The organism is Acidobacteriota bacterium (assembly GCA_040754075.1).
GTDB lineage: Bacteria > Acidobacteriota > Blastocatellia > UBA7656 > UBA7656 > JBFMDH01.
On the sequence record JBFMDH010000004.1, the window covers coordinates 52,955 to 76,206 of the forward strand.

18 protein-coding genes are annotated in these 23,252 nt (G+C 49.5%); 13 read left to right on the forward strand and 5 right to left on the reverse strand.

Going from position 1 to position 23,252, the window contains the following annotated elements; genetic code table 11:
* Positions 1 to 37 precede the first annotated feature (37 nt).
* The 3 genes from AB1757_05925 to AB1757_05935 all read left to right on the forward strand — a co-directional run bounded on the left by AB1757_05925 (position 38) and on the right by AB1757_05935 (position 3,271).
* Complete coding sequence (locus tag AB1757_05925) at positions 38 to 1,723, forward strand: GMC family oxidoreductase (protein ID MEW6126559.1); 1,686 nt, start codon at positions 38 to 40, stop codon at positions 1,721 to 1,723.
* Positions 1,724 to 1,796: 73 nt separating this feature from the next.
* On the forward strand, positions 1,797 to 2,300 hold the full coding sequence (locus tag AB1757_05930; GenBank protein ID MEW6126560.1) for a YfbM family protein: 504 nt from the start codon (positions 1,797 to 1,799) through the stop codon (positions 2,298 to 2,300).
* A gap of 86 nt (positions 2,301 to 2,386) precedes the next feature.
* On the forward strand, positions 2,387 to 3,271 hold the full coding sequence (locus AB1757_05935) for an energy transducer TonB (GenBank protein MEW6126561.1): 885 nt from the start codon (positions 2,387 to 2,389) through the stop codon (positions 3,269 to 3,271).
* Here AB1757_05935 and panC read toward each other — a convergent pair.
* Both panC and panB read right to left on the reverse strand, forming a co-directional pair.
* Positions 3,268 to 4,125 (reverse strand): pantoate--beta-alanine ligase, encoded by an 858-nt coding sequence (gene panC / locus AB1757_05940; protein ID MEW6126562.1) that lies wholly within the window; start codon positions 4,123 to 4,125, stop codon positions 3,268 to 3,270. The two genes, AB1757_05935 and panC, sit on opposite strands and share 4 nt — an antisense overlap.
* Positions 4,126 to 4,213: 88 nt before the next feature.
* A complete protein-coding gene (panB, locus tag AB1757_05945; protein ID MEW6126563.1) occupies positions 4,214 to 5,110 on the reverse strand; it encodes a 3-methyl-2-oxobutanoate hydroxymethyltransferase in 897 nt (298 codons plus the stop codon).
* A gap of 429 nt (positions 5,111 to 5,539) precedes the next feature.
* On the opposite strand from panB, the gene AB1757_05950 reads away from it, so the two are divergent.
* The 6 genes from AB1757_05950 (at position 5,540) to rpoD (ending at position 13,268) form a co-directional block, all read left to right on the forward strand.
* Entirely contained in the window at positions 5,540 to 6,904 is a 1,365-nt protein-coding gene (locus tag AB1757_05950; GenBank protein MEW6126564.1) for a hypothetical protein, read from the forward strand.
* A gap of 777 nt (positions 6,905 to 7,681) precedes the next feature.
* Positions 7,682 to 7,891, forward strand: coding sequence for a helix-turn-helix domain-containing protein (locus AB1757_05955; GenBank protein ID MEW6126565.1), 210 nt, complete (start codon positions 7,682 to 7,684; stop codon positions 7,889 to 7,891).
* A gap of 11 nt (positions 7,892 to 7,902) precedes the next feature.
* Positions 7,903 to 8,718, forward strand: coding sequence for a hypothetical protein (locus AB1757_05960; GenBank protein MEW6126566.1), 816 nt, complete (start codon positions 7,903 to 7,905; stop codon positions 8,716 to 8,718).
* Between the two features lie 294 nt (positions 8,719 to 9,012).
* Positions 9,013 to 10,776: a Stp1/IreP family PP2C-type Ser/Thr phosphatase gene (locus tag AB1757_05965; protein MEW6126567.1), complete on the forward strand. Its 1,764-nt coding sequence runs from the start codon at positions 9,013 to 9,015 to the stop codon at positions 10,774 to 10,776.
* Between the two features lie 466 nt (positions 10,777 to 11,242).
* A complete protein-coding gene (locus tag AB1757_05970) occupies positions 11,243 to 11,488 on the forward strand; it encodes a hypothetical protein (GenBank protein MEW6126568.1) in 246 nt (81 codons plus the stop codon).
* A gap of 124 nt (positions 11,489 to 11,612) precedes the next feature.
* The gene (gene rpoD / locus AB1757_05975; protein MEW6126569.1) at positions 11,613 to 13,268 is read left to right on the forward strand and encodes an RNA polymerase sigma factor RpoD; all 1,656 of its coding nucleotides are present in this window, start codon (positions 11,613 to 11,615) and stop codon (positions 13,266 to 13,268) included.
* 45 nt (positions 13,269 to 13,313) lie between these two features.
* Here the strand turns inward: rpoD and AB1757_05980 are convergent, their stop codons facing one another.
* Positions 13,314 to 14,252, reverse strand: a complete 939-nt coding sequence (locus AB1757_05980) for a hypothetical protein (GenBank protein ID MEW6126570.1) — start codon at positions 14,250 to 14,252, stop codon at positions 13,314 to 13,316.
* 251 nt (positions 14,253 to 14,503) lie between these two features.
* Between AB1757_05980 and AB1757_05985 the strand changes: the two genes are divergently transcribed.
* Positions 14,504 to 16,267, forward strand: coding sequence for a DUF3352 domain-containing protein (locus tag AB1757_05985; GenBank protein ID MEW6126571.1), 1,764 nt, complete (start codon positions 14,504 to 14,506; stop codon positions 16,265 to 16,267).
* Positions 16,268 to 16,552: 285 nt separating this feature from the next.
* Here AB1757_05985 and pgsA read toward each other — a convergent pair whose 3' ends face one another.
* Positions 16,553 to 17,380: a CDP-diacylglycerol--glycerol-3-phosphate 3-phosphatidyltransferase gene (gene pgsA / locus AB1757_05990; GenBank protein ID MEW6126572.1), complete on the reverse strand. Its 828-nt coding sequence runs from the start codon at positions 17,378 to 17,380 to the stop codon at positions 16,553 to 16,555.
* Between the two features lie 295 nt (positions 17,381 to 17,675).
* Here pgsA and AB1757_05995 point away from each other — a divergent pair, with 295 nt between their 5' ends.
* From AB1757_05995 to tnpA, 3 genes are all read left to right on the forward strand, one after another.
* Complete coding sequence (locus AB1757_05995) at positions 17,676 to 19,685, forward strand: hypothetical protein (protein ID MEW6126573.1); 2,010 nt, start codon at positions 17,676 to 17,678, stop codon at positions 19,683 to 19,685.
* 88 nt (positions 19,686 to 19,773) lie between these two features.
* Entirely contained in the window at positions 19,774 to 22,164 is a 2,391-nt protein-coding gene (locus AB1757_06000; GenBank protein MEW6126574.1) for a VIT domain-containing protein, read from the forward strand.
* Between the two features lie 360 nt (positions 22,165 to 22,524).
* On the forward strand, positions 22,525 to 22,971 hold the full coding sequence (gene tnpA, locus AB1757_06005) for an IS200/IS605 family transposase (protein MEW6126575.1): 447 nt from the start codon (positions 22,525 to 22,527) through the stop codon (positions 22,969 to 22,971).
* A 62-nt stretch (positions 22,972 to 23,033) separates the two neighbouring features.
* On the opposite strand, the gene AB1757_06010 is transcribed toward tnpA, so the two are convergent.
* Positions 23,034 to 23,180: a hypothetical protein gene (locus AB1757_06010; GenBank protein ID MEW6126576.1), complete on the reverse strand. Its 147-nt coding sequence runs from the start codon at positions 23,178 to 23,180 to the stop codon at positions 23,034 to 23,036.
* Positions 23,181 to 23,252: the final 72 nt, after the last annotated feature.

Sequence of the window (23,252 nt, forward strand, 5' to 3'; positions counted from 1 at the left end):
TAATCAGGTTTACTCAGCTTTTATCAAAGAGCCATTGATGAGCAAACAACCAATCTATGATGCAATCGTTGTTGGCAGCGGCGCAGCCGGCGGCATCGCTGCCTATGTTTTAGTCAACCGGGGACTCAATGTCTTATTGCTGGAAATCGGCGACAAATGGGATGTCACAAAAATTTATTCCACATCGCACAAATTCCCTTACGAGATGCCCTATCGCGGCATGGGAAAACCCGGACAGTATGCGGGGCTTTGGAAAATCAATGCCTACACCGAACATCTTTACGTCAATCCGCGCATTGACCGCTATGCCACAGCCGAGGGCACGGACTTTCACTGGACGCGCATACACGCGGTCGGCGGGCGCACCAATACCTGGGGGCGCGTGAGCCTGCGACTTAGCGAAGCCGATTTCAAACCGCAATCACAGCAGGACGGTTACGGCAAAGACTGGCCTATTTCATACAGCGACCTTGCGCCTTACTACACACGCGCCGAAAAGTTGATGGGCGTTTATGGGTCACGCGAAAATCTGGCGGTGCTTCCCGATGGCGAATATATGACGCCACCACCAATGCGTTGCGGTGAAGTGTTACTCAAAAAAGGCGGCGAGAAAATCGGCATTCCGGTTATTGGGATGCGCGCGGCGGTGCTCACGAAAAATTACGAGGGTCGGGCAGCTTGTCATTACTGCGCGGGGTGTGACAGAGGGTGCGAAACTTCATCAAGGTTCTGCACGCTCGATGCGATTATTCCCAGGCTTCTCGGCAAAAAGAATTTCAAATTGCAGACTCACGCCGCCGCCTTCCGTGTGCTCGTTGACCCGAAAACCAACAAAGCAAGAGGCGTCGCTTACATCAACACCAAAAATAAACAGGAGTACGAAGTCTATGCCAAAACCGTTGTGCTTGGCGCAGGGGCGATGGAATCGACGCGCATCCTGTTGAACTCAAAAACTGCTGAACAGCCACAGGGACTGGCGAACAGTTCAGGCGCGCTTGGTCATTATTTGATGGACAACATCAAATCAGGTTTTGTCAGCGGATGGTTGCCGCAACTCAAACGTAAAGCGGTGACCAATGATGATGGCGCGGGCGGCGGGCATTGTTATATTCCGCGTTTTGCCAATATCAAAGGCGGCAGGAAAATGCCTGTGCTGCGCGGCTGGCATTATCAACCGTCGAGCGGGTCGTCGATGTTTCCCGGATATGCGCGTCGTTTTGCAGGGTTTGGCGCGGGGTTAAAAGAGCAGGTGCGCGATATTTATCCTGCGATTGTCGGCGTCGCCGGATTTGGCGAATGTCTGGCGGATTTCAATAATTATTGCGAGATTGACTCGAATGGTTTGCAAGACCGTTATGGGATTCCGCAACTCCGGTTTCACGCCAGGTGGGGCGACAATGATTTGAAGATGGCAGATTTGATGTACGATGCCGCCGAAGAAATTTTACGCGCCGCCGGAGCCGAAGTTTTTCCGTACAGAAAAAACCCGCCCCCGCCGCCCGGCGATGCGACGCACGAGGTCGGCACTGCGCGGATGGGCGATGATAAAGGCGATTCGGTGTTGAATCGCTTTTGTCAGACGCACGATGTAAAAAATCTTTTCGTCGTTGATGGCAGTTCATTCGTTTCATTGCCGGAAAAAAATGTGACGCTGACGATTATCGCGCTCGCCTGGCGCGCTTGTGATTATCTCGCGGATGAATTTCGCAAAGGGAATTTGTAAACGCCAAGCGATAATTATTATCTCTCGGCTAATCTATGACGATTGAACTGTAAGTCAAGCGTTGGAGGACAAAGTGAGTTGCTTAGGTGTTCATTTTTCCATCGATGAACCAACAGTCAAAACGATCAAATCTATTAAACGTGAATCACCACGATTGGACTTTATCCGCGAAGTATTAGAAGAAAAGTATTTCAATGAATATCCTCATTGGCTAATAGAAACCGATAAAGCTTGGGATGCAATTCATCGAACACTTACTGATGGTGACCTGACTTGGGAGAACGGACAATATCCGTTCAATCACCTGATACTTGGCGGAGAAAGGCTTTACACGAAGCCTGACTATTTAATGATTTTGAAAACGCCACCTCAAGTTCAAGATGTGGCGAAGGCAATAAGTAAAATCAGCAAACAGCAATTTCGTAAATCGTATTTCAAAATTGACCCTGAAAAATATGGTGCGTTGGTTGATGAACAAGATTTTGAATATAGCTGGAGTTATTTTGAAAATCTGAGAATCTTTTGGGAAACGGCGTCCAGTGAAGGACGATACATTCTTTTTACCGCCGATCAATAGCCTCAATTTAATAATCAATAACAAGAAAAATACTTGAAACCGTTCATCCATAAACCACAATTGATACAATTGGAATGGAGAGATTTATGGATGGAAGATGGTCGTATTTGAAAGAGATTATTTTTATCGTTTTAGGTTTACAGATTTTTCAAATGTTGACGCTGGCGCAAACTGCCGGTCAATCAAAGGTCGAAACCCTCGAAACTACAGCGCCGCCGATTGTCAGCGTGCAGGAAAAAATTGATATTTATCCGAAACTGCAAAATGCTGCGGAGATGCCGCTTGGGTTTATTAATAGCGATGACGCGGCATTGGTAATCGTCGACGCCAAAGTGAAAGCCACGCCACGCGATGCCACACAGGTAATGGCAAGCGATGTGGCAGCAGTTTTCGCTACCGATTACGTGATGCAGTTTGCGCTATCGCTTCGCAATCAAAGCGATAAGAAAATCACCGGCTGCGGTTTGCAATTTACGGACAGCGTCAGCCAACAGGTGTTTTTCGTTTATCCGAATACGCTGGCAATCGAAGCGAAAAGCGAACAGCTATTTCAAATCAAGTTCATGGCAACGAGCGGCAGCCCCGTGAATTTTAAGGTGTCGGTCGTTGGAGTTCGCTTCGCCGATGGCACGAACTGGAAAAATTATCCTTTGCCACCGGCAAACATTTCACCAAAACCCACGGGGATTGCCAATCCACAGGTTGAATCAAAGCCCAGACCGTTAAATTCGCTGCGCCCGCGATACTCTGAACTGGCACGCAGCAATCGCGTCAACGGAGTTGTTCGTTTGCAAGTGATGGTCGGCGCAGATGGCGCAGTAAAGGATGTGAAAGTAATGAATGCCTTGCCCGATGGTTTAACCGAAGAAGCGATTCACGTCGTCAAGGTTTTACAATTCAAACCGGCAATGAGTAAAGGTGTGCCGGTGGATTACATCATCAATTTGGAAGTTGCATTCGTGCTCAGTTAAAGCTCGCCGTTTAAAACGATGTTATCAATCAGGCGGGTTGAGCCGATAAAGATTGCCCCCGATACCAGTGTCGGGCTGATGTGGGGAATGGTTGCCAGCGGTTCCAGATGATTGATGTCGGTAATGGCGACGTAATCGAGACGCGCCAACGGTTCCGCTTCGATGATGGCTTTCATTGCCGACGCCAGCCGTCCGCAATCTCTTTCGCCGCTATTGTACATCTGTCGGCATTTTTCCATCGCGCGACGCAATACGGTTGCGGCTTTGCGCTCTTCGCTCGACAGATAGACATTGCGCGACGAAAGCGCGAGACCATCTTCTTCGCGTACCGTCACGCCGACGACGATTTCGACATTCATCGCCAAATCTCTCACCATGCGTTTCAAAACGATGACCTGTTGCGCGTCTTTGCGCCCGAAAAAAGCGAAATGCGGTTGCACGATGTTGAAGAGTTTATTGACCACCGTAGCGACGCCGCGAAAATGACCGGGACGCGATGCGCCTTCGAGTTTTTCGCTCAACCTTTCGACTGTCACATAGGTTGCGAAGCCGTTCGGGTACATCTCTTCAGGGGTTGGCGCAAAGATGAAATCAACGCCTTTGGTAAAAGCCAATTCCGCATCACGCGCCAGATCACGCGGGTAACGCGACAAATCTTCTTTGGGTCCGAATTGTGTGGGATTGACGAAAACCGAAGCGATTAACACATCCGACATCTCGCGGGCTTTTGCCATCAGTGACAAATGACCTTCGTGCAGTGCGCCCATTGTCGGCACAAGCCCGATAATTTTTCCTTGCGCGCGAAGGTCACGCGCCACGGATGACATTCTGTTTACGCGGTTGATGATTTCCATAAGTTAGTAGTCGGTAGTCGGTAGTCAGTAGTCCGTAGCAACGATATTTTGATTGCTACGGGCTACCGAATACAGACTACCGACAAAATCAATTAATGGGTCCAAGCGGTGGCATGGATTCCGTGTGTTCTTCTTCGATGACATTGACCTGCGCGCCTTCGGGAAGGTGATAGCTTTCGGCGTCGGCAGGGAAACGTCTGGCGGTCACATCGTCGGCGTATTGTTTCAATGCCTCGCCAATGACGCTTTTGACATCGGCGTACTGCCGCACGAATTTTGCCGTGTGCCCGAAAGTCAATCCGATGACATCCGTAAAGACCAGAATCTGTCCATCGCAATCGACGCCCGCGCCGATGCCGATGGTGGGGATGTGCAGGCGGTCTGTGATGATGCGGGAAATCTCTTTGGGAATGCCTTCAAGGACAATGGCGAATGCGCCCGCGCGTTCCAGCGCGAGGGCATCTTCAATCAATTCGCGGGCGGCATCCAGAGTTTTGCCCTGCACTTTATACCCGCCCATTCTAAGCAAAGATTGCGGCGTCAGCCCGATGTGACCCATCACCGGAATTTCGGCATCGACGATGGCTTTGACGAGGTGGGCGCGACGGGTGCCGCCTTCGATTTTAACCGCTTCTGCGCCGCCTTCTTTGACAAAGCGAATCGCCGATTCGACGGCGCGTTTTTCACTGTCCTGATAGTAACCGAAAGGCATATCGCCAACGATGAGAGCGCGGCGCGTACCGCGTTTGACAGCGCGTGATGCGGCAATCATTTCATCAAGGGTGACCGGCAACGTCGAATCATAACCGAGTACGGTTTGCGCCAGGCTGTCGCCGACGAGAATAAAATCGCAACCCGCTTCATCGACGAGTCGCGCCGACGGGTAATCATAAGCGGTGATGGCGACAATCGGCGTGCCGCCTTTGCGCGAACGAATATGCGGCGCGGTGATTTTTTTTACATTGCTCTCTGAAATATGACTCATTGAAGACTCCGAAAATTATTGAAGCCGTTTTAGAACGGCGATTTGATTATATTGAATGGTGAAATCGTTGTCAGGCGCAAAGCGTTAAATTCAGCAATTGCCTGATCATTTGGATGGCGTGAAATTTTTTTTCATTAATTTTATCTGAAAAAATCTGACTGATGTGGGTTTGTTCTTGACGCTTTTTCTCTCACTTCGTAAACTTGCAAAGCTCTCCAGGAAAAGTTGCAGGCATAAATGACCTTTATGGGGTTTTCAAAATACCTGAAAAAATTTAAATGAATTGATGATCAGGGTCCTATCCCAAAGTAATCCGTTCCTTTTTTACTTCATGCGCCACAGACTTTTTATCCACCTTTGAGAAAGCAAAATCAACAAAACGATTTGCGATACCAACCTACCCGATAAATTTATGAAGGAGATACTAAGATGAAACCGAAGATGTTACGAAAACTTTGTATTGCACTGACAATCAGTCTATTTTTAGGAACTTCAATTTGGTCGCCTCGCACATGGGCAATAACCGAAATTTTTTCGGCGAATGGCAATGTGTGGGATGTTCACGATAACACGGATGATCCTTGCCCGGACAACGGGGCTGTTGAAGACGGCAGCGATGATGCTTTTGACGGCTATGGTTCATTGCGGGTTCGCGTACAAGACCTCAGTGATAATATTCTGGTTGATGACGAAGAACTTTGTGATTTTAATCTGCAATGGGATGAGGGACGCCGCTGGTCAACCTTGAGTCCGGCGTTGGTTGGCACCGGCGGTTGCGATTGTGTCACAGAAGAACGCGGGGCTTTAACCAAGGGCAAGCCGTTGCGTCAATATACTCGTTTGTCAACCGTAGCTGCGCCGGCGGGCGGGGTTTATGTTTCGGTCAGTCGCGCCATTTACGCGCCGACGGGAACCGATTACATCCGCTATATTGATACTTTTACCAACATCACCGGCTCACCGCAGAAAGTATCTGTGGCTTGGGGAGGCGACCTGGGTTCGGATGAGGAGACCACGATAGCCGGTTCTTCATCGGGTGATTTGAATATCACGACCGACGATACCTGGGGGGTGACGATTGAAAATCCAAGCCTCGATCCTCTGGGGCTGGCAATCGATCCGCCTGTCGGACATATTTTCCGCGCTGCCGATGATACAGCATTTATCAGCGTGGGCAATTATTTTAATAATCCGTTCACCAACGGCTGGGGAGGGAATGAGGATGACTCGCCGGCGTTTGTTTTTCAATTCACCCTCGCCCCTGATGAATCCAAGAGCCTGGCGTATTTCATTTATCGCGGACTGTCGGAAGAAGGTCAAACCCGTCCCACACCGGCAGCCGTAAGCGGCGGCGCGTCTCCCGAAGTGCAACTGGCATTGTTGACTTCGGCAGATTTGCAAGCCAACCCTGATTTCACCGACCTGTCGCCAACTCAACGCGCGCTTATCGTCAACTGGCCTGCGGGCGCTATCGTTTACGATGTCTGTTTGCAGGATGATTCGGTGTCGGGCAATGTCCTGTTGATCAACTCGACCACCGGCGAGTATCAATACTGCTGCAACGGCGCGACCTTTACGGGAACCGGAACCATCAAGAAACGCGGTCAGCTTATCTCTTTGAATCACAATCCGGGCGACCGCAAAGTAGTGGCGACGGTAGATAAGGCGACGCATCGCGGCACCGCTTCTTTGCAATTGCCGCACGCCACAACGCCCTGCACGATCACCGACCGCAACACGCTTAACAATACCTGCCAATGTAACGGCGGGGGCGAAGTCGAGCAAAAGCGTTAGCCTGAGCCTGCTTAAATGACGGTTAAGTGGAACCGTTCGGTGCGCCTGAAAAGTTAGGCGTACTGAACGGTTTTTGTTTTCATGGAAGTGCGATTAAAAGCGCGACTCGGATTTCGCCATGACCGAGTTATTGACGCCCTGTTCGCGCCGTGAAGCAAGCCGCCTGATTTGGAGTGCGGCGACTGGTCGCGGTTTTTAGTTTGCTGCAAACGGATTGAATGATTCGATGCCCTTTAGATCAATGGCATGAAGTTAAGAAAAACTGTAGCGCAGACTGTCGAGTCTGCGCCGATTTAGAAAAATCCGTCCTCGAAATTTCAAAGGGTCTTCGACCAAGACTGCCTTAGACAACCGGCGCTATATCCGCGCCGCTTAACTTCATTGCCCCTTTAGGGTTTTGTTGCTAACGCCAAAGCGATAACCGTAAAGTTACCGCACGCCAAAGCCCGCCCCACTTTTAATTGCACCCTTTTTCACCCTTGAGTAGCTGGCGCTTGTCAATGGATAGCTCATCGCCGTATCATTGCTGCAACTTCAAAGCGTTCTCATCACGCCACTCAGTTGCTTTAGGGGAAAGACTGAGATTCACGTTCGGTATGGTTTTATCAGGCAAGCCATACATTGTTGGAGAGCGCAAAGTTTGCGAAGCCGCCAAGAGACGGCTTCTTCCGCCAAGAGACGGCTTCTTCCGCCAAGAGACGGTGAAAGATGTTGAATAAAGTTGCATTCACGATAAACAACTGCTTTCGGGGTGTAAGCGAAAATGGGAGATAAAACGTGCTGCTAAATCAACGTGAAGGAGAAAAGTGTCCGCTGTGCAAAAAAGAAATAAACCTGTTCAAAATCAATGAAGCCGCAGATTTTCTGCGGGTCAGTAAGAAAACTATTTATGGGTGGATTGAAGAAGGCAAAATTTACGCCATTAAAACGCCGGGCAACCTCTACCGCGTCTGTCGTGGCTGTTTAATCAAGCCTTGCGACAGGTAGGCGAAAAAAAAGTGTATCAAGCGAGAATAAATTCCGACGCCGTTACCTTTGGTATTGAAGTGCGAAAGGCGGAGGCATATGCTGAGCGCATCCTTACGCACAACCTTTCGATTTCTAAAATGCAGGAGGAGAACATGAGCAATCTCAAAATCAAACGGGTTAGCGAGAAATTTGTATTGGTAGCAGTTTGCCTTGGAGCGTCTTTACTCGGATTTTTTTTAGGGAGCTATAAAACGGTTACGCAAGCCTCCCCGTCTCTATCCTTGCAACAATCTGATGAGAAGGTGATTGAAAAATATAAATATTCAAAGGAACCGTTTGAAGTAAGTAATCTCCGTGTTAAAAACACTGAGCTTATTTTACATCAGAAGTTTAGTGCTAATGCGCTAACTGAAAAAGGGGGCGGACAAATAGAGGATTGGCTGGAAAGCTTGGAATTTAAAATAACGAATAAATCAGATAAACGAATTGTTTATCTTGCGCTTTCTCTGGATTTTCCTGAAACGCTGGCTGATGGTCCTGAAATGGCATACACGATAAGCAGAGGTATACATCCCAAAGCAACGGGTGAGATATTAAAAAATAGTGTGTCATTCATTCTGGAAGCTAAGGAAGAATTTACCTTGACGCTGACAACCCAACAGTTGAAATCAATGAAAGATTTTCTTGCGCGTAGAAATTTTAAACTCGTTGAACTCAGTAAAATGGTTATTAGAATAACCTCTATTGCATTTGAAGATGGAACAACCTGGGCACAAGGCGACTTCTATAAACCCAACCCCCATGCTCCACTGGGTTATGAGAAGATCAATCAGCTTAATCAATAAGCTATCTCAATAATTCAAATCCGAATAACTGGAAAAAACTTAGTAGAATATTTGGTAGGCATTTATGAAAATCTTCCTTTTTCAAGCGCCTTGTGAAGGGGATACTGATTCACGATGCGCTTTTTGAATATTAAGTAATGATATTTGGAAATGAATTTGCCCTTGCGTGACGTCACACCCGCTGGAATTTTTCAATCAACCATTTATCACCGCAAAAACTTTCCCTGAGCAAAAGCTAATCCGCAATAATGTATTCAAAGACCGATTTGCTTTATGGTATTCTAGGTTCTCTTTATGACGAACCTCACGGGGAAAAATTTATGTCCGAATTGCGGCGCGAACGAAAACCAGTCCGACCTTCGCTATTGCGAAAACTGCGGTGTCAAACTGGGTTCCGCGCTCATCCTGCATCCCGCGCCGCCTGTGCCGCGTCCGAATGAAACGCTGATTGCCGATAAATTCCGCGTCGAATCATTGCTGTGGACATCGCCGATTTATAATGTCTATGCCGCAACCTTGAACGATTCGCCCGATGAACACTTCACCATTTTTGAACAGGTCGAAGAGTTGGAAGAATCTCAGGAGAGCAGTTCATCCGTACAGAATGCCAATAAACTGCTCGGCAGAATTTCCGGCAGCCTGGAAGGCGCGGCTCCGGCGTTTGAAAAATTCGGCTTCTTTCGTCCCGTCGAACAAATCATCGAAGGCAGCAGCATCTTCACTGTCTTTGAACAGATCGAAGGGCAGATCGTCGCGCACCTCGATCAACGCGATGAAAAAGAGGTGCGCGCCATCGGTTTGCAACTCTGCATGCTGGCGGAACGCTTTCACAATCACGGCTGGTCTTATAACGGCTTTGAACCCTACGGCGTGGTCATTGACCTCGACGGACATGTGCGGCTCCTCAGTTTCGATAGGGCGAGACAAATCGGACTGCCGGTTGCCGATGCGCCGATTTATCCGAGTCGCGGTTACACGGCGTTGGAATTATTTGAACCCGAGGCGCGTTTCGATGAACGCAATGATGTCTATGCGATAGGCGCTTTGTTGCAATCCTTACTTGCAGGTGAATCTTTGGGTGAAAGCGCCAGCATCTATCCGGTCGCCACGGTCTTTCCGAATTTTGAAAGGCTCTTGGCGCAGGCGCTTGCCGAAGACCCCAAAGAACGCTTTCAAACGGTCAGGGAATTGAGCGATGCGCTGGCGGATTTGAATCTGCCGGTGGTTTTACAGGCAGGGCAGTTTACGGACGTTGGCTTGCTTCGTGAACTCAACGAAGATTCGATTCTGGCGCTCACCTTGACGCAATATTACGAATCGGTGCAAACGCAAATCGGTCTGTACATCGTATCGGATGGCATGGGCGGAGAAGCCGCAGGCGAAGTCGCTTCGCGTGTGACGGTGCGCGCGGTTGCCGAATGGGTTACTGAGAAATTGATTTCCGCATCCTTGAAATCCACCAAAGAAGAACGCATCGCTGCGCCAACCATGACCGGCGGGTTGCGATTATCGGTGGTCGAAGGCAATGAAATGGCGACTACGGAAATGCTCAGAAAAGCCGTTGCCTATGCCAATCAGGAAGTGATGAATTATGCCAAGCGTCACCCGGATGAAAGCGGATTGGGCGCGACCTGCACGGTGGCGATGCTGGTTGGCGATGTATTGACCATTGCGCATGTCGGCGACAGTCGTTGTTATCTATTATCGGGTGATAATCTCGAACAGATTACCGAAGACCATTCGGTGGTTCAGAAAATGATTAACACCGGCAATCTGACGCGCATAGAGGCGCGCGTGCATCCTTATCGCAATGTGATTTATAGGTCAATCGGCGCGGATGAAATGGTCGAAGTGGACATCATTCGTCGCAAACTGAAAATCGGCGATACCTTGTTGCTGTGCAGCGACGGTTTGAATGGCATGCTCAGTGACGACCAGATTCGCGATGTGTTAATGATTAACCCTGACCCGAACATTGCGGCTAAAGAACTGGTGGTTGCGGCAAATGCCGGGGGCGGCGAAGACAATACTTCGGTCATTGTGGTGCGTATTTCCTGAGCCATTGTGTCAGTTTGGCAGGTAATTTGTGGTATTTATGTCAGCTAAAACTGACTGGGCAAACGCTTAATCATTTTTCTTTCGATTAATTTGTCTCCTTAACCTTCCTGAAACAGGTAAGTGACGAGAATTGTTATCCGTGTGATTCCATAATCTGTTACCCGCACAGGTAGTGTCGATTGATTTCGTTGCATTTTAACGGTTTAGGGTTCCCCGAAGTAGGCAAAGCGGCTGGCACGGGTGTTGCAAAACGGAAGGCTGAGCTTCGAGAGCAGTAAAAGCCAATGAGGTTACGGGGGCAACGTTGTTGGCAGTTAAGCAGTAAGGAAGCTCAAGCATCAAGGCTGTGTCAGCGGAGATAACGGGGGCTATGTCAGCTTTCACAGCCTTTTCATAAAACAGGCTCTTCCTTCCCCGAAAATTTAGCAATTATTTTAGAAAGAAAACTCTTTAATGGGGGATAACTATGCTTAAAAAGTGGGATTTGAACAAAGAAGCCGGTTCGTTGGAGATGTTAATCACCGCTATATCAACCGACCTCGTCAAAGAAAAAAATGTTACCGCACAAGGCACAAGCCGCGAAAAGGTTGTGAGAGAAATGGAAGAAGCTTTGTGTGAATTGCGTCAAGCACGCGGCATGACCAAATTTTTGTTGTATACCCTGGAACATCATCGTCTGAGCAGAAGAATAAACAAACGTACCAGTCACTAGAAAGAACCAACAGTCTCCTCATCCCGGAGAACTGTTTTGAATGAAACGCAGTATCTCACCCCAATCATAAAATAAAAAAGCTGCGTTTGATTCACCACCTCATACAAAAATAGGAGAACAGGAAATGACCAGCTTGAGTGAAAATTATGCAGTTGAACTTGAATCTTTTATCCCCACAGACAAAAAGATTATCGAAAACTTTGAAACCCCTTTCGGGTCCACTACTACCGCCAGCGAATTGGAAAGCTTATCCCTTGATGAAAGCGAAGAATTGTTAGCCGTCGCCGGCGGCATTGAAGACACTTTTGAAAACGAGGTTGATGCCGAAATCGTTGCCGAAGAAAAAGACCGCACAGATGACCCTGTGCGCATCTACCTTTGCGAAATGGCGACCGTCGCCTTGTTTTCCCGCGAAGAAGAAATATCCGTCGCCCGTCGCATCGAACGCGGAAAAATCCGCGCCATCAAAGCGGTTTTTCGTTCGCCGATTTGTATCGAAGAAGTGATTGCGCTCGGCGACCGGCTGCGCAACTATGAAGTGCATATTCGTGAAGTCATCAACATTAATGAACAGGAAGGTCTCACCGAAGAGATTTATGCAGAGTTTCTCAACACCACCGTCGAACAGATTGCCGAGATCAAAAAAGCCTATACGAAAACCCTGAAACTCCGCAGGACGCTTCTAGAGCAACCCAAACGCTCACCGAAAGCCGCCAGGTTGCGCCTTAAACTCGCCCGTGCTCGCGTAGATGTGAGTTGGCAACTGAGAGCCATTGATTTCACCAATGAACATCGTAACCGTCTCGTCGAAGTGATGCGTCAGGCTATCGAACAGGCGAGGCTCGCGAAATCCGCCATCGCCAAAGCCGAACGCGCCATCGAACGCAAATATAAAAATAGCGATGAACGCCAACTCAAACGTAATTTGCGCGAAGCCAAAAACCGTTTGCTCGAACTCGAAGAGAACTGGCATATCGATGTCGCCGAATTGCAACACCTCTACCTGTCACTGGTTCGCGGCGAAGACGAAGCCAATCAAGCCAAACGCGAAATGATTGAAGCCAACCTGCGACTGGTGGTTTCGATTGCCAAAAAATATGTGAATCGCGGATTGCAACTTCTCGATTTGATTCAGGAAGGCAACATCGGATTGATTAAAGCGGTCGATAAATTTGAATGGCGACAGGGCTTCAAATTTTCAACCTATGCGACGTGGTGGATTCGTCAAGCCATCACCCGCGCGATTGCCGATCAGGCGCGCACCATTCGCATCCCGGTTCATATGTTCGATACCATCAGCCGACTGACGCGCCTTACACGCGAAATGACTCAGGAACTCGGACGCGAACCAAGCCACGAAGAACTCGCTGACCGCATGGAAATGCCGATTGCGAAAGTTCGTCAGATTCTCAAAATCGCCCAACAACCCGTATCACTTGAAACGCCCGTTGATGAAGAAGAGGGTTCACACCTTGCCGATTTCATTCAGGACAAATCCACCATTCACCCGGCGGATTCACTCATCGGCGAAAGTTTGAAAGAGGTCACCAACGATGTTTTACGCACACTCACACCGCGCGAAGAAAAAGTTTTGAAGATGCGTTTCGGACTTTGCGCCAACGGCAATGAACACACACTCGAAGAGGTCGGTCATTACTTTGATGTGACCCGCGAGCGGGTTCGTCAAATCGAAGCCAAAGCCTTGAACAAATTGCGGCAGGCAGCGCGCTCGAAGAAATTGATGCCGTTTGTCGAAAGCGCGATTTATTGCGGATTTTAAATTTTTTTTACTCTGAGCTGGAAAAGGGCGGATGAAAGTCCGCCCTTATTTTTTAGCCTGTAAAAAAAGCAGGCGCGAATAACGCTCGAATTGATCGCGGTTGTCGCTTGAAATGGTCGAAAGCGAAACCCGCTTAAACATCGAACTGCGTTTCACGCCGCGCGCCTGAGTATGTGAACGTGGCGGCCAGGCTCTTGCAAGCAGGGATTGGATTTCACCAAACTCCGAATCAATGATGGCATGTGGAACTAGCGCTTTTAATCTGTTGATGACCTCTTTGAAATTCAACTCGGTTCTGAAATAGAGCGGCATCACCAGCGCCGAATAATCGAACGCCTCGGCGCGTATGCGAAAACTGTCATCGAGACTCGCCGCGTAAACATCCAGCAATAATTCATCCGAACGAAACTCTGCGGTATCGACCACCCCGCCGGATTTTTTGCCAAGCCCTTTGGGATTTTCCGCGAAATCGGTTTTGATATTTCTGATGCCGCCCACCACCATTAAACGAATCCCGGCAATCGGAACCTCGAATTCGCCGTTGAAATGTTGAACCTGTAAAGCCTCGCCCATAATCGAAACCCTGCGCGCGCGCGTGAGTTCCCGTTCGATTTGCAGTTCATCATCAGCAACCACATAGGCTGTGAGGCCAAATGAGCGCACCAGTTCGGCAATTAATTCGGCTTCCTGCCTGGTCTGGCATCGTGAAATCGGCACCGGGCGAGTTGCCGCCAGGAAAGGTTGCGCTTCGGCAAGTTCGACCTGCATGGCTTCGGCAAGTTGCAAAGCGGTATCGCTGGTCAGTCGCGATTTATAAGGCTCAATGATGGTGTTAAAGGCGTGCTCGAAACTTTCGAGAATGCGTTGTGTGGGAATCGCGGCAATTTTGGTGACTGGCAACGCTGCGCCACAATACAGGCAAACGGCGCGGGCTGCCGGTGTGCGCCTATCGCAAACAGAACAATTGATCACATCTTGGCTCAAAGGATTCTCGCTTTCCCAATGAGAAATCTTGGAGGGCTTGCGGGCATTATAACAGCAGTCGATAGTAAGCGGTAAAAAAAAGTAGGCAGTCGGCAGTCGGCAGTCGGCAGTAAAAATTCGTTTACAACGAATTGGACATCATGAATTTAAACTTGGAAAGTGTAAACGATTATCCTTAGATTCTCAGGCAGCAAAAAGACTGCCTGCCGCCTACTGCTTACTGCCTGCTCTCTATGTTAGGATTTCATTGCATGGACTTTCGCAAATTTTTAACTGGGAAAAATCTATTAATCTCGATTGTCTTAGTCGCCTTGGTTTTTTCAACCGCCGGGTATTTTCTGTTTCGCAAACCGCCGCGTGTGCCAATGGAACCCTATGTTCCTGCTTCGGCGCTTGCCTACCTTGAAATCAACAGTCTTACGGATTTAATGGACGGACTCACAGACACCAAAGCCTGGCAGGAGATCGCCCCTGTGCTTGGTCTGTCAAGTCAACTCAAACAACTGGGTTCGGGTATCGATTTGATGAGCCGCACGGGAATTGGTCCCGATGAAATCGTCACCCTTGGACGCGCGCAATATGCCATCGTGGTGACCGGCATCGAAGCTAAAGCGACATCGACGGAAGAAGGGGCGGCGCTCAATATCAAACCGCAGTTCGCGCTGATTGCTGAAACCCACGCCAGCCCCGAAACCGCCGCAAAACTGGTCAGTGACCGCGCCGCAATACTGGCGAAAAGAATTTTCGGCGAAGCCACCAGAGAAGAAACCGCAGATTACCAGGGCACCAGTGTTTTAATTTTTCGCGGCGAACCGGAAGGCCGCCAACTGGTCGCTACTTCATCGGGAAGCGTCGTTATCCTTGCCAATCACGAAGCGGCTGCAAAAGTTTGTCTCGATGCGATAGCCCGTCGCACAGCTACGCTTGCCGAAGATGAATTGTTGAAACAACGTAGAAGCGAAGTCGACGCCGATGCCGGAATTTTCGCTTACGTGACCAATGCCGGAATCGAGAAATTGACCCAAGTCGGTCCGGCATTGTTTGCTACGCGATTCACCAATGACCCGGATAAATTGAGCATGGTGGCAAACCTTTTCGGAAATATGTCGAAACAGACTGCCGAAGCGTTTTTTTATAGCTTAACCTTTAATGATAAAGAAGGCGTGACGGAAAAATATTTCACTCTGTTGCGCCCGCAACTTGCCAGGGGGCTTGCGGAAACCATGCGCCCTGCAAACAACGGTAATGATTTCGCGGTTCTCGCGCTGATTCCGCAAAATGCTCAGGAATGCACGGTTTTGAAAGTCGAGTCCGCCGGGGCGCTGCCTGAAAATTTACTTAAAGGATTATCGCCGGGACTCGATATTGTCGCGGGGCTTGCGCTCAGAGAATTTGTCATTGGCTTTCGTAAAGAACTCGGTTTAGAGCCGGGTGAAACCCTCAATAACTCGATTGGCAGCGAAGTCGCCATTGTCAAAACCCAGGAAGATGAACCGGTGGCATTGGTGTTTCGCGTGAAAGACCGCAACGCGCTCTCTGCGGCAGTCAATAAATATCTCACTCAGGACAAGGCAACGATTACAAAAGAGAACTACAACGGTGTAGAGATTCAAATTTCTTCCAAAGCCGACGGCAGCAGCGCAGCATTCGTCGGTGAGTATCTGATTTTAGCCACGAGAAATCAGATTGCCGGAATGATTGACGCGCAAGCAAACGGGCGTTCAATTGAAAAAGATGAGCAGGTGAAATCGGCGTTTGCGAATGCGCCGCGCTTTGCTTCGGTTTTATCTTTTGAGGATGATTCGCTGAAGACCGCAAAAATGTTGCTGGCAATTTCCAAACTCACGCGGGTTACCGATGGTGCGCCTGAAATACTCGAACGCGGCGAGGTGCGAGCATCCCTGGAACGTTTACCGAAATTGCAAAGTTACACGGTCTTTCGCGATGCGGGCGTTTATGCTGAAACCCGTTCGGCAATCGGGGTGTTTAAACGTTTGGGCGAGTGGCTGGAGTAGGATACAGGATTCAGGATTCAGGATATAGGAGTCAGGGTTTAAGCTGAATAGGAAACTCGAACTTTCCATAATCAACTATTTGACTGGGCATTTACTTCGTTGCTCATCTTTTGCGTCAACCTGAATCCTGAATCCTGAATCCTGATTCAGTAGCATCCGTCGAGACTAACCGTAGTAGCCACATTGTCAGTTTAAGTAAACATGAAGAAGATAGTCGCGAAAGGCAGAAAGCAGCTTTAGCTTTATGGATGCTTTTGAAATAGGGGATAAAGCCTGTACTCGAAATTAGCTTTCTGCCTTCATACTTCCGTTTTCGTCTTTCACTTTTAAACGGGTTTGAATGCGGTTTCTCAGGCGCAAACGCCAGGTCGCGGCATTCAACCGACGTTGACGACGACGCAGAAGGCGAAGCTTGCGACGTTCGCGCACCTGTATGCGGTCACGAATCTTGCCGTAAAACTTCACAAAGTAGTCATACATTGACCACAAAGCGAAGACCACGACAATCCACAACATTGCGCGACCCGCGCCGAAACTGAGCACCCGCAAATCATCGAAGGTAATCGCTCTGGCGCGCACCATCGTCACCAGCGTATTACCCATTTCAACGAATGAGGAAAAAGCGATTTCGGGATGAACATTGGGCGGCGGTTGCAAACCATAAGCGCCACCGGGTCGGCTGCCGAGAATGAGTAAGGTGATGGCGACAACCTGCGACAGCATTTTGAATTTGCCTTTTTTCGAGGCAGCTATTGCCAAGCCTTCGGAAGCCGCAATCGAACGCAGTCCCGACACCGCGAATTCGCGACCGATGATAATTACGATTGCCCAGGCGGGCGCGAGATGGTTTTCGACCAGGGAGACGAGCGCCGCTGAAATTAATAATTTATCGGCAATCGGGTCAAGCAGGGTGCCAAGCGTGGTAATTTGCGCGTTTTTTCTGGCGAGATAACCGTCAAGCCAGTCGGTTATCGATGCGCCGATAAATAAGGTCAGACCCAAAGCGACCTGTGAGATACCTATCCAATCGCTCGCAATGTTGGTCAGCAAAACGACAACCAGCAATGGAACCAGAAAAATTCTCAACAGTGTTAAAGCGTTCGGTAGATTCAAGTCGCTTATCCTAAGTTAGAGTTGTGGGCACGGTTCAAAAATTATTTGGGAGATACATCCTTTTTCGTTGTGTAACTCGGAACTTTCAATATATTTTGTGCCTTCACTCAAAGTCAAGGAAAGCTTTTTGAGTGGCTGAAGGGGAATAAGGATAGCCTAAGAGACAACTTGCGCATTCTCTACGCTTCGATGTTTCCTCAGAATCCTTTTTTAGTTTTTTGCATCTAAGGGCGCGCAATTTCAAATGCAAATTTGAAATCTGACATTTATAGTACCCAGTCGAGGTTTTTCGTAGATGACCAAGTTGATTCAAAGCCTCAAAGCCAACAAGCGGCTCGCCCTGATTTCGGTTAGCGTCATTGCTGTCCTGCTGATTTCACTGCTCACCTTTTTCATCATTCGATTTAATAATCGCATCAAGGCTGAACGCGACCACGCCGCCGAAGCCGTGCGCGTCGAAGTACAGGAAAGCCAACTGCGCGCCCCTGCGACCGATGGACTCACGGCGTTTTTGAATTCATCGGAAGTTCGCGCAACCGCTGCGTTCAACGGCACACGCTACTTTGCGACATCAGGCGGACTGCTGGCTGTGGATGAAAATGGCAACCTCAAACGTCGTTACACTACGATGGACGGGCTGACGGATAACGACTTGACGACGCTTGCCATCTTTCGCGGGCGACTATTTATCGGCACCGCGGCAAACGGCATGATGGCATTTGATGGCAATGGGTTTACGGGCTTTCGGTTCAACAAACCGAAAGCCACGCGAGTCAGCACCTTGCTTGCAACCGACACCGAACTTTTAATCGGCACGCTCGATGGCGGACTCTTCGAGTATGACGGAGAAAAATTCACCCGTCGGCTGAATTGGGCTACAGGAGCCGATTTCGAGCGCATCACCGCTTTGCTGGCGAATCAATCGCGCATCTACATCGGCACTCAGGACAAAGGCTTGTACCTGTGGCGCGAGGCGCAATTTCAACGATTCAGCGAAGCCGAAGGGTTGCCTTCGCCGCGTGTGACGGCGATTGCTTTGATGCCAACGGGCGACGCTATCGCCATCGCTACCGATTTCGGCATCGTGACCTTAAATGATGCCAACGAAATCAAAGCGTTATCCACACAACCGAACATCACATCATTGGTTTCAAGCAAAGGAAAATTATTCGCAGGCTTATTTACCGACGGCATCACGCAAATTGGTGATTCAACAAAAAGAGAAGGCGCAACGCAAATTATTGACACCGGACATCGGACACCAGATACCAGACCTTTGCCATCCGACTCCCGACTCCCAACTCCAGACTCCCGACTCTTCGTCGATGACGGAAGATTGTGGATGCTCACCGCCGCAGGCGCTTTTGCGCGTGATGAATCCTCAAGCAGTCCCACGTTTGAACCTATCCCTGCAACGATTGCCAAAGACGCTATCGTATCTGCCGCGCACATCACCACGCTGGCGCTCGATAATCAAAATCGCTTGTGGATTGGATATTTTGACCGTGGCGCGGATGTGTTATCGCTGGAAACCAACACGCGCCTGACGCATATCGAAGATGACCGGATTCGTGAAGTCAATTTCATCGCTTTTGACAAGGCGAGTAATCGCGCGTTGATTGCCACTTCGCGTGGCTTGGTGGCGATGGGCGCGGACGGCAAACAAACCCTCACAACTAAAGAGCAGGGCTTGATTGATAACGCGATTGCCCACCTTTCTTTTGTTGAAGATGACGCAAGCGCACGCGGCAATCGCCTGATACTGGCAACCGCCGGGGGACTGACGGAAATTTCGCCAGGTCGGGCGCGTTCGCTCACCGCTTTTCATGGATTATCGAGCAATCACCTCTACACCTCCGCGATTGTCGGTTCACGCGCTTTTGTCGGAAGCCTTGCGGGTCTTGTGGAACTTGAAGGGTTGCGGGTCACGCGGGTTTTCAAAAAATCGAATTCCAAACTATCGGAAGATTGGGTGACGGCGCTCGCTGAGGCAAATGGCACGTTGTATGTCGGCACGATTGGCGGCATAGATGCGTTGCTGCCGACCGGCGAATGGGTAAACTTCGCCGATGAATTGGGCAAAATCGAAGTCAATCAAAACGCCATGTATTTTGACGGCGAACGATTGTTCGTCGGCACTAGCGATAGCGGATTATTGGCGTATAATGTGCGCGAACGTCGTTGGTCAAGTATTCGGGCAGGACTCACCTCAGCAAATGTCACCGCGATTACCAGCGATGACCGCTATGTTTACGTCGGCACCTTAAACGGAATGACGCGCATCGAAAAGCGCGTACTGAATTAGGAAGATTTTTAGACATCGGGCAATTTTGATTCGGTTGGATGTTGGGCAGTTTGAATCACTTCAATTTGTTAATCCGTGAGTGAATTTTATGAATATTGAACGCCGGAAATTTTATTCGTTGGTTTGCAAGAGCGCCGTTTTACTCTTGTTATTGATGGCTGCTGAGAGCGCGCGGGCGCAATCAGGGGTGTTGATTCCTTCGAGCGCCGATAAGCCTGACCCGAAGATTCTCACCCTGGATGAAATGTCCGTGCATATCGTCATTGATAATCAATTCGCCCGGGTGCGCGTGGTGCAGATTTTTGGCAATCATACAGACCGCGCCGAAGAGGGCAAATATGTTTTTCTCATCCCGACGACTGCCGCGATTGCCGATTTCGCCATCTGGGACGGCGATGTGCGTATCCCTGGCGTCATTATGGAAAAACGTCGCGCCGAGGAAATCTACAAAGACCTCGCGCTGCAAGCCATCGACCCCGGACTCGTGCAACAAGCCGATGAAGATGAAGGCGCAACCGCTTTCACCGTCAAAGTCGCGCCGATTCCCGCTTACGGTACGAAACGTCTGGAGATGGAATATACTGAACTTCTGCGCGTTGAAAATCTCGAATCCTACTTTTCGTTTCCCTTCAAACCCAGCCAGTACGGCACGCAAACCGTCGGACGGTTGGATGTGCGTTTGCAGGTGCTTTCAAAATTTCCGCTCACCGATTTGAAATTCAAAGGCAATGCGTTCCCGCTGAACTGGATTGATAACACCGCGACCTACAAATCGGCTTCGTTTGCAGCGTCGAATAAAGAACTCACCGAGGATTTCGCTTTCAGTTATGGCTTGAACGTGCCGCGCACGACGCTCGAATTTTTAGCCTATCGCGCCCCCGAACGCATCAGCGCAGACGATTTGCGCGACCCCAGACTGGCGCAGGAAAACCCCGACGGCTATTTTGAAGCTGCCGCTTTATTTAACGAAGCGGGACGCGCGCCCGGCGATGCAACGCCGCCGCCGCCGCGCTCGGTGCTGGTCATGCTCGACACCTCGCTTTCGATGAATTGGGAAAAATTGGATAAATCTTATGAAGCGGTGGAAAGCGTTCTCAAATCACTCTTGCCGCAGGATTCTTTCAATTTAATTTTATTCAATGACGATATTCTCGCATTCAGCGACAAAGCGGTAGATGCGCGACCCGAAGCCATCGAACGCGCTTTGCAATTTATTAAATCAAGCTTTCTTTCGGGCGGCACCGATTTCAATGCGGCGCTTGCCCGCACGACGCAGTTAATCAAAACGATGCCGGCAAAGAGCGAAAGCGCCGTGGTGTTGATTTCCGATGGCAATCCGACGATGACCACTACAAAAACCAGTTCGGTGATTGAAAACTTTAAAAAAGCCAATGAATCGGTAAAAACCCGGCTCTATGTTTTCGGCATCGGTTCGGATAGCGATGTGTTTTTATTGCAGGAACTGGCGCGGGCTTCGCGTGGCTATTTCGACTGGTCGCGCGAAACCGACGACCTCGAATTCAAATTAAAATCCTTCGTCAGCAAAGTCGGGCGCAATCCGATTGATTCACTGGCATTGCAAAATTCCGATAGCGCCAATTTTTATCAGGTCTATCCCGATTATGCAGTGACCGCATACGATGGCACACGTTTATCATTTGTCGGGCGTTACCGGCGACCGGGTGCAACGCAACTTGTGCTTACGGGAAATTCTAACGGCAAAGCGGTGCGGCTTACCGAGCAGGTGCAACTTCCCGAACGCAACGATGAGCATCCGCACATTGCGAGGTTGTGGGCGCGGGCGCGCGTCGATGCGTTGCTCCGGCAAATTGCGCTCACGGGCGAAACTCAGGAAGCGATTAACGAAATCATCGCGCTCTCGAAAAAATATAAATTCGTCACGCCATACACCTCGTTTTTAGCCGCGCCGCGTTCACTGCTTCGCCCGCGTGTAATCAGACCAGGCGACCCTGTGCTGAGAGTGCGCACAGACGAAGCAATTAAAGAAGTCACCGCCGTTTTTCCATTCGGACTGACGAAACGATTGATGTACCTTAAAGGCGAAGATGTCTGGGAAACCCGCTTCATTGCGCCGAAAGAAATGAAAGACGGCGCGTACACCTGCCGGTTGATTTTACTTGATAAACAAGGGCGCGCTTATCAGGAATCCAAGAGCTTCATCATTGACAGCCGCCCGCCTTCGGTTAAAGCCACAGTTGATAAAGCGGTAGTGAACGCCGGCGATGAACTGACAATTACGGCGCGCGCCGATAGCGATACGCGCCGCATTGCTGCGCGCATATACGGAGCCTTGCCGGTGGCAATTGTCTGGGACGGGAAAGCCAAAGCCAGCATCGGACGTTTGCAAATTCCCGAAGGCTTGCCGTCGGGGACTTACACGATTGAAATCACCGCCGAAGATTTCGCCCACAATTCAAGCGTCACGGAAGTGACCATCGAAGTGATGAGCGGCGGTTGAAGAAGAAAGGGAGACCGGGAGTGAGGGAGAAGGGGAAAAGAAGCAGCACAATTAGAAGCGTTCGTTGCGCTTCTGGCGTGAAGGAAAACAGCGGAGCAAGTCGCCGACGCAAGCGCACTGTGCAGTTGCGCCGGAGACGCCAGGAAATTAGCCTGCGGTGAGCCACAGGTATTTTAGGCGGAAAATCGAATCATCGCGCCGCAGATGCGGAGGATATTAGCCTGTGGTGAAGCCACAGGTATTTTAAGCGAAGAATTGAATCATCGCGCCGGAGGCGCGAAGGATATTAGCCTGTGGTGAAGCCACAGGTATTTGGGTTGCAAAATTCCATTGCGCTCTGAAAGAGCGCAGGAGAAACCGATGCCGTCAACGCATTTGAGTTTGCATTACCATTTAATTTTCAGCACCAAAGACCGCTATCCGTTTATCGCAAAAGAATGGCGCAATCGATTACATTCATTTTTAGGTGGAGAAGTGCGAAAGCTTAAAGGCGTTCCTGAAAGTATTGGCGGCACCAATGACCACGTTCATCTATTGATAGGACTTCGCGCCACGCACCGTTTATGCGATGTTTTGGAAGACATCAAATCAGGTTCTTCAAAATGGGTTCACGAAGAGTTAGGTTTAGATGAATTTGCCTGGCAGGTAGGATATGGCGCGTTCACCGTGAGCGCGTCGAAAATCGAAGCAGTTAAAAAATATATTGAGAATCAGGAAGCGCATCATCACGTGAAGACTTTTCAGGAAGAGTATCGGAAATTTTTAGAAGAAAGCGGCGTTGAGTTTGATGAGAAATATTTGTGGTGATTTTGGATGTCGAATAATTTAACAATGCAAAAATCATATTTTGCGCCGGAGACGCCAGGAAATTAGCCTGCGGTGAGCCACAGGTATTTTAGGCGGAAAATCGAATCATCGCGCCGCAGGCGTGGAGGCGTGTAGTTATAAACAATAATCCTGCGCCCCTTCAGGGCGCGAACAGTTGGAAGATTGTCGTTACCCTGTGGCTTCACCACAGGCTAATCTCCAAAGCCCCTTCGGGGCAAACAGACAGGCTTGGGACTTGATTGGGCTGCGGAAGAAATCAG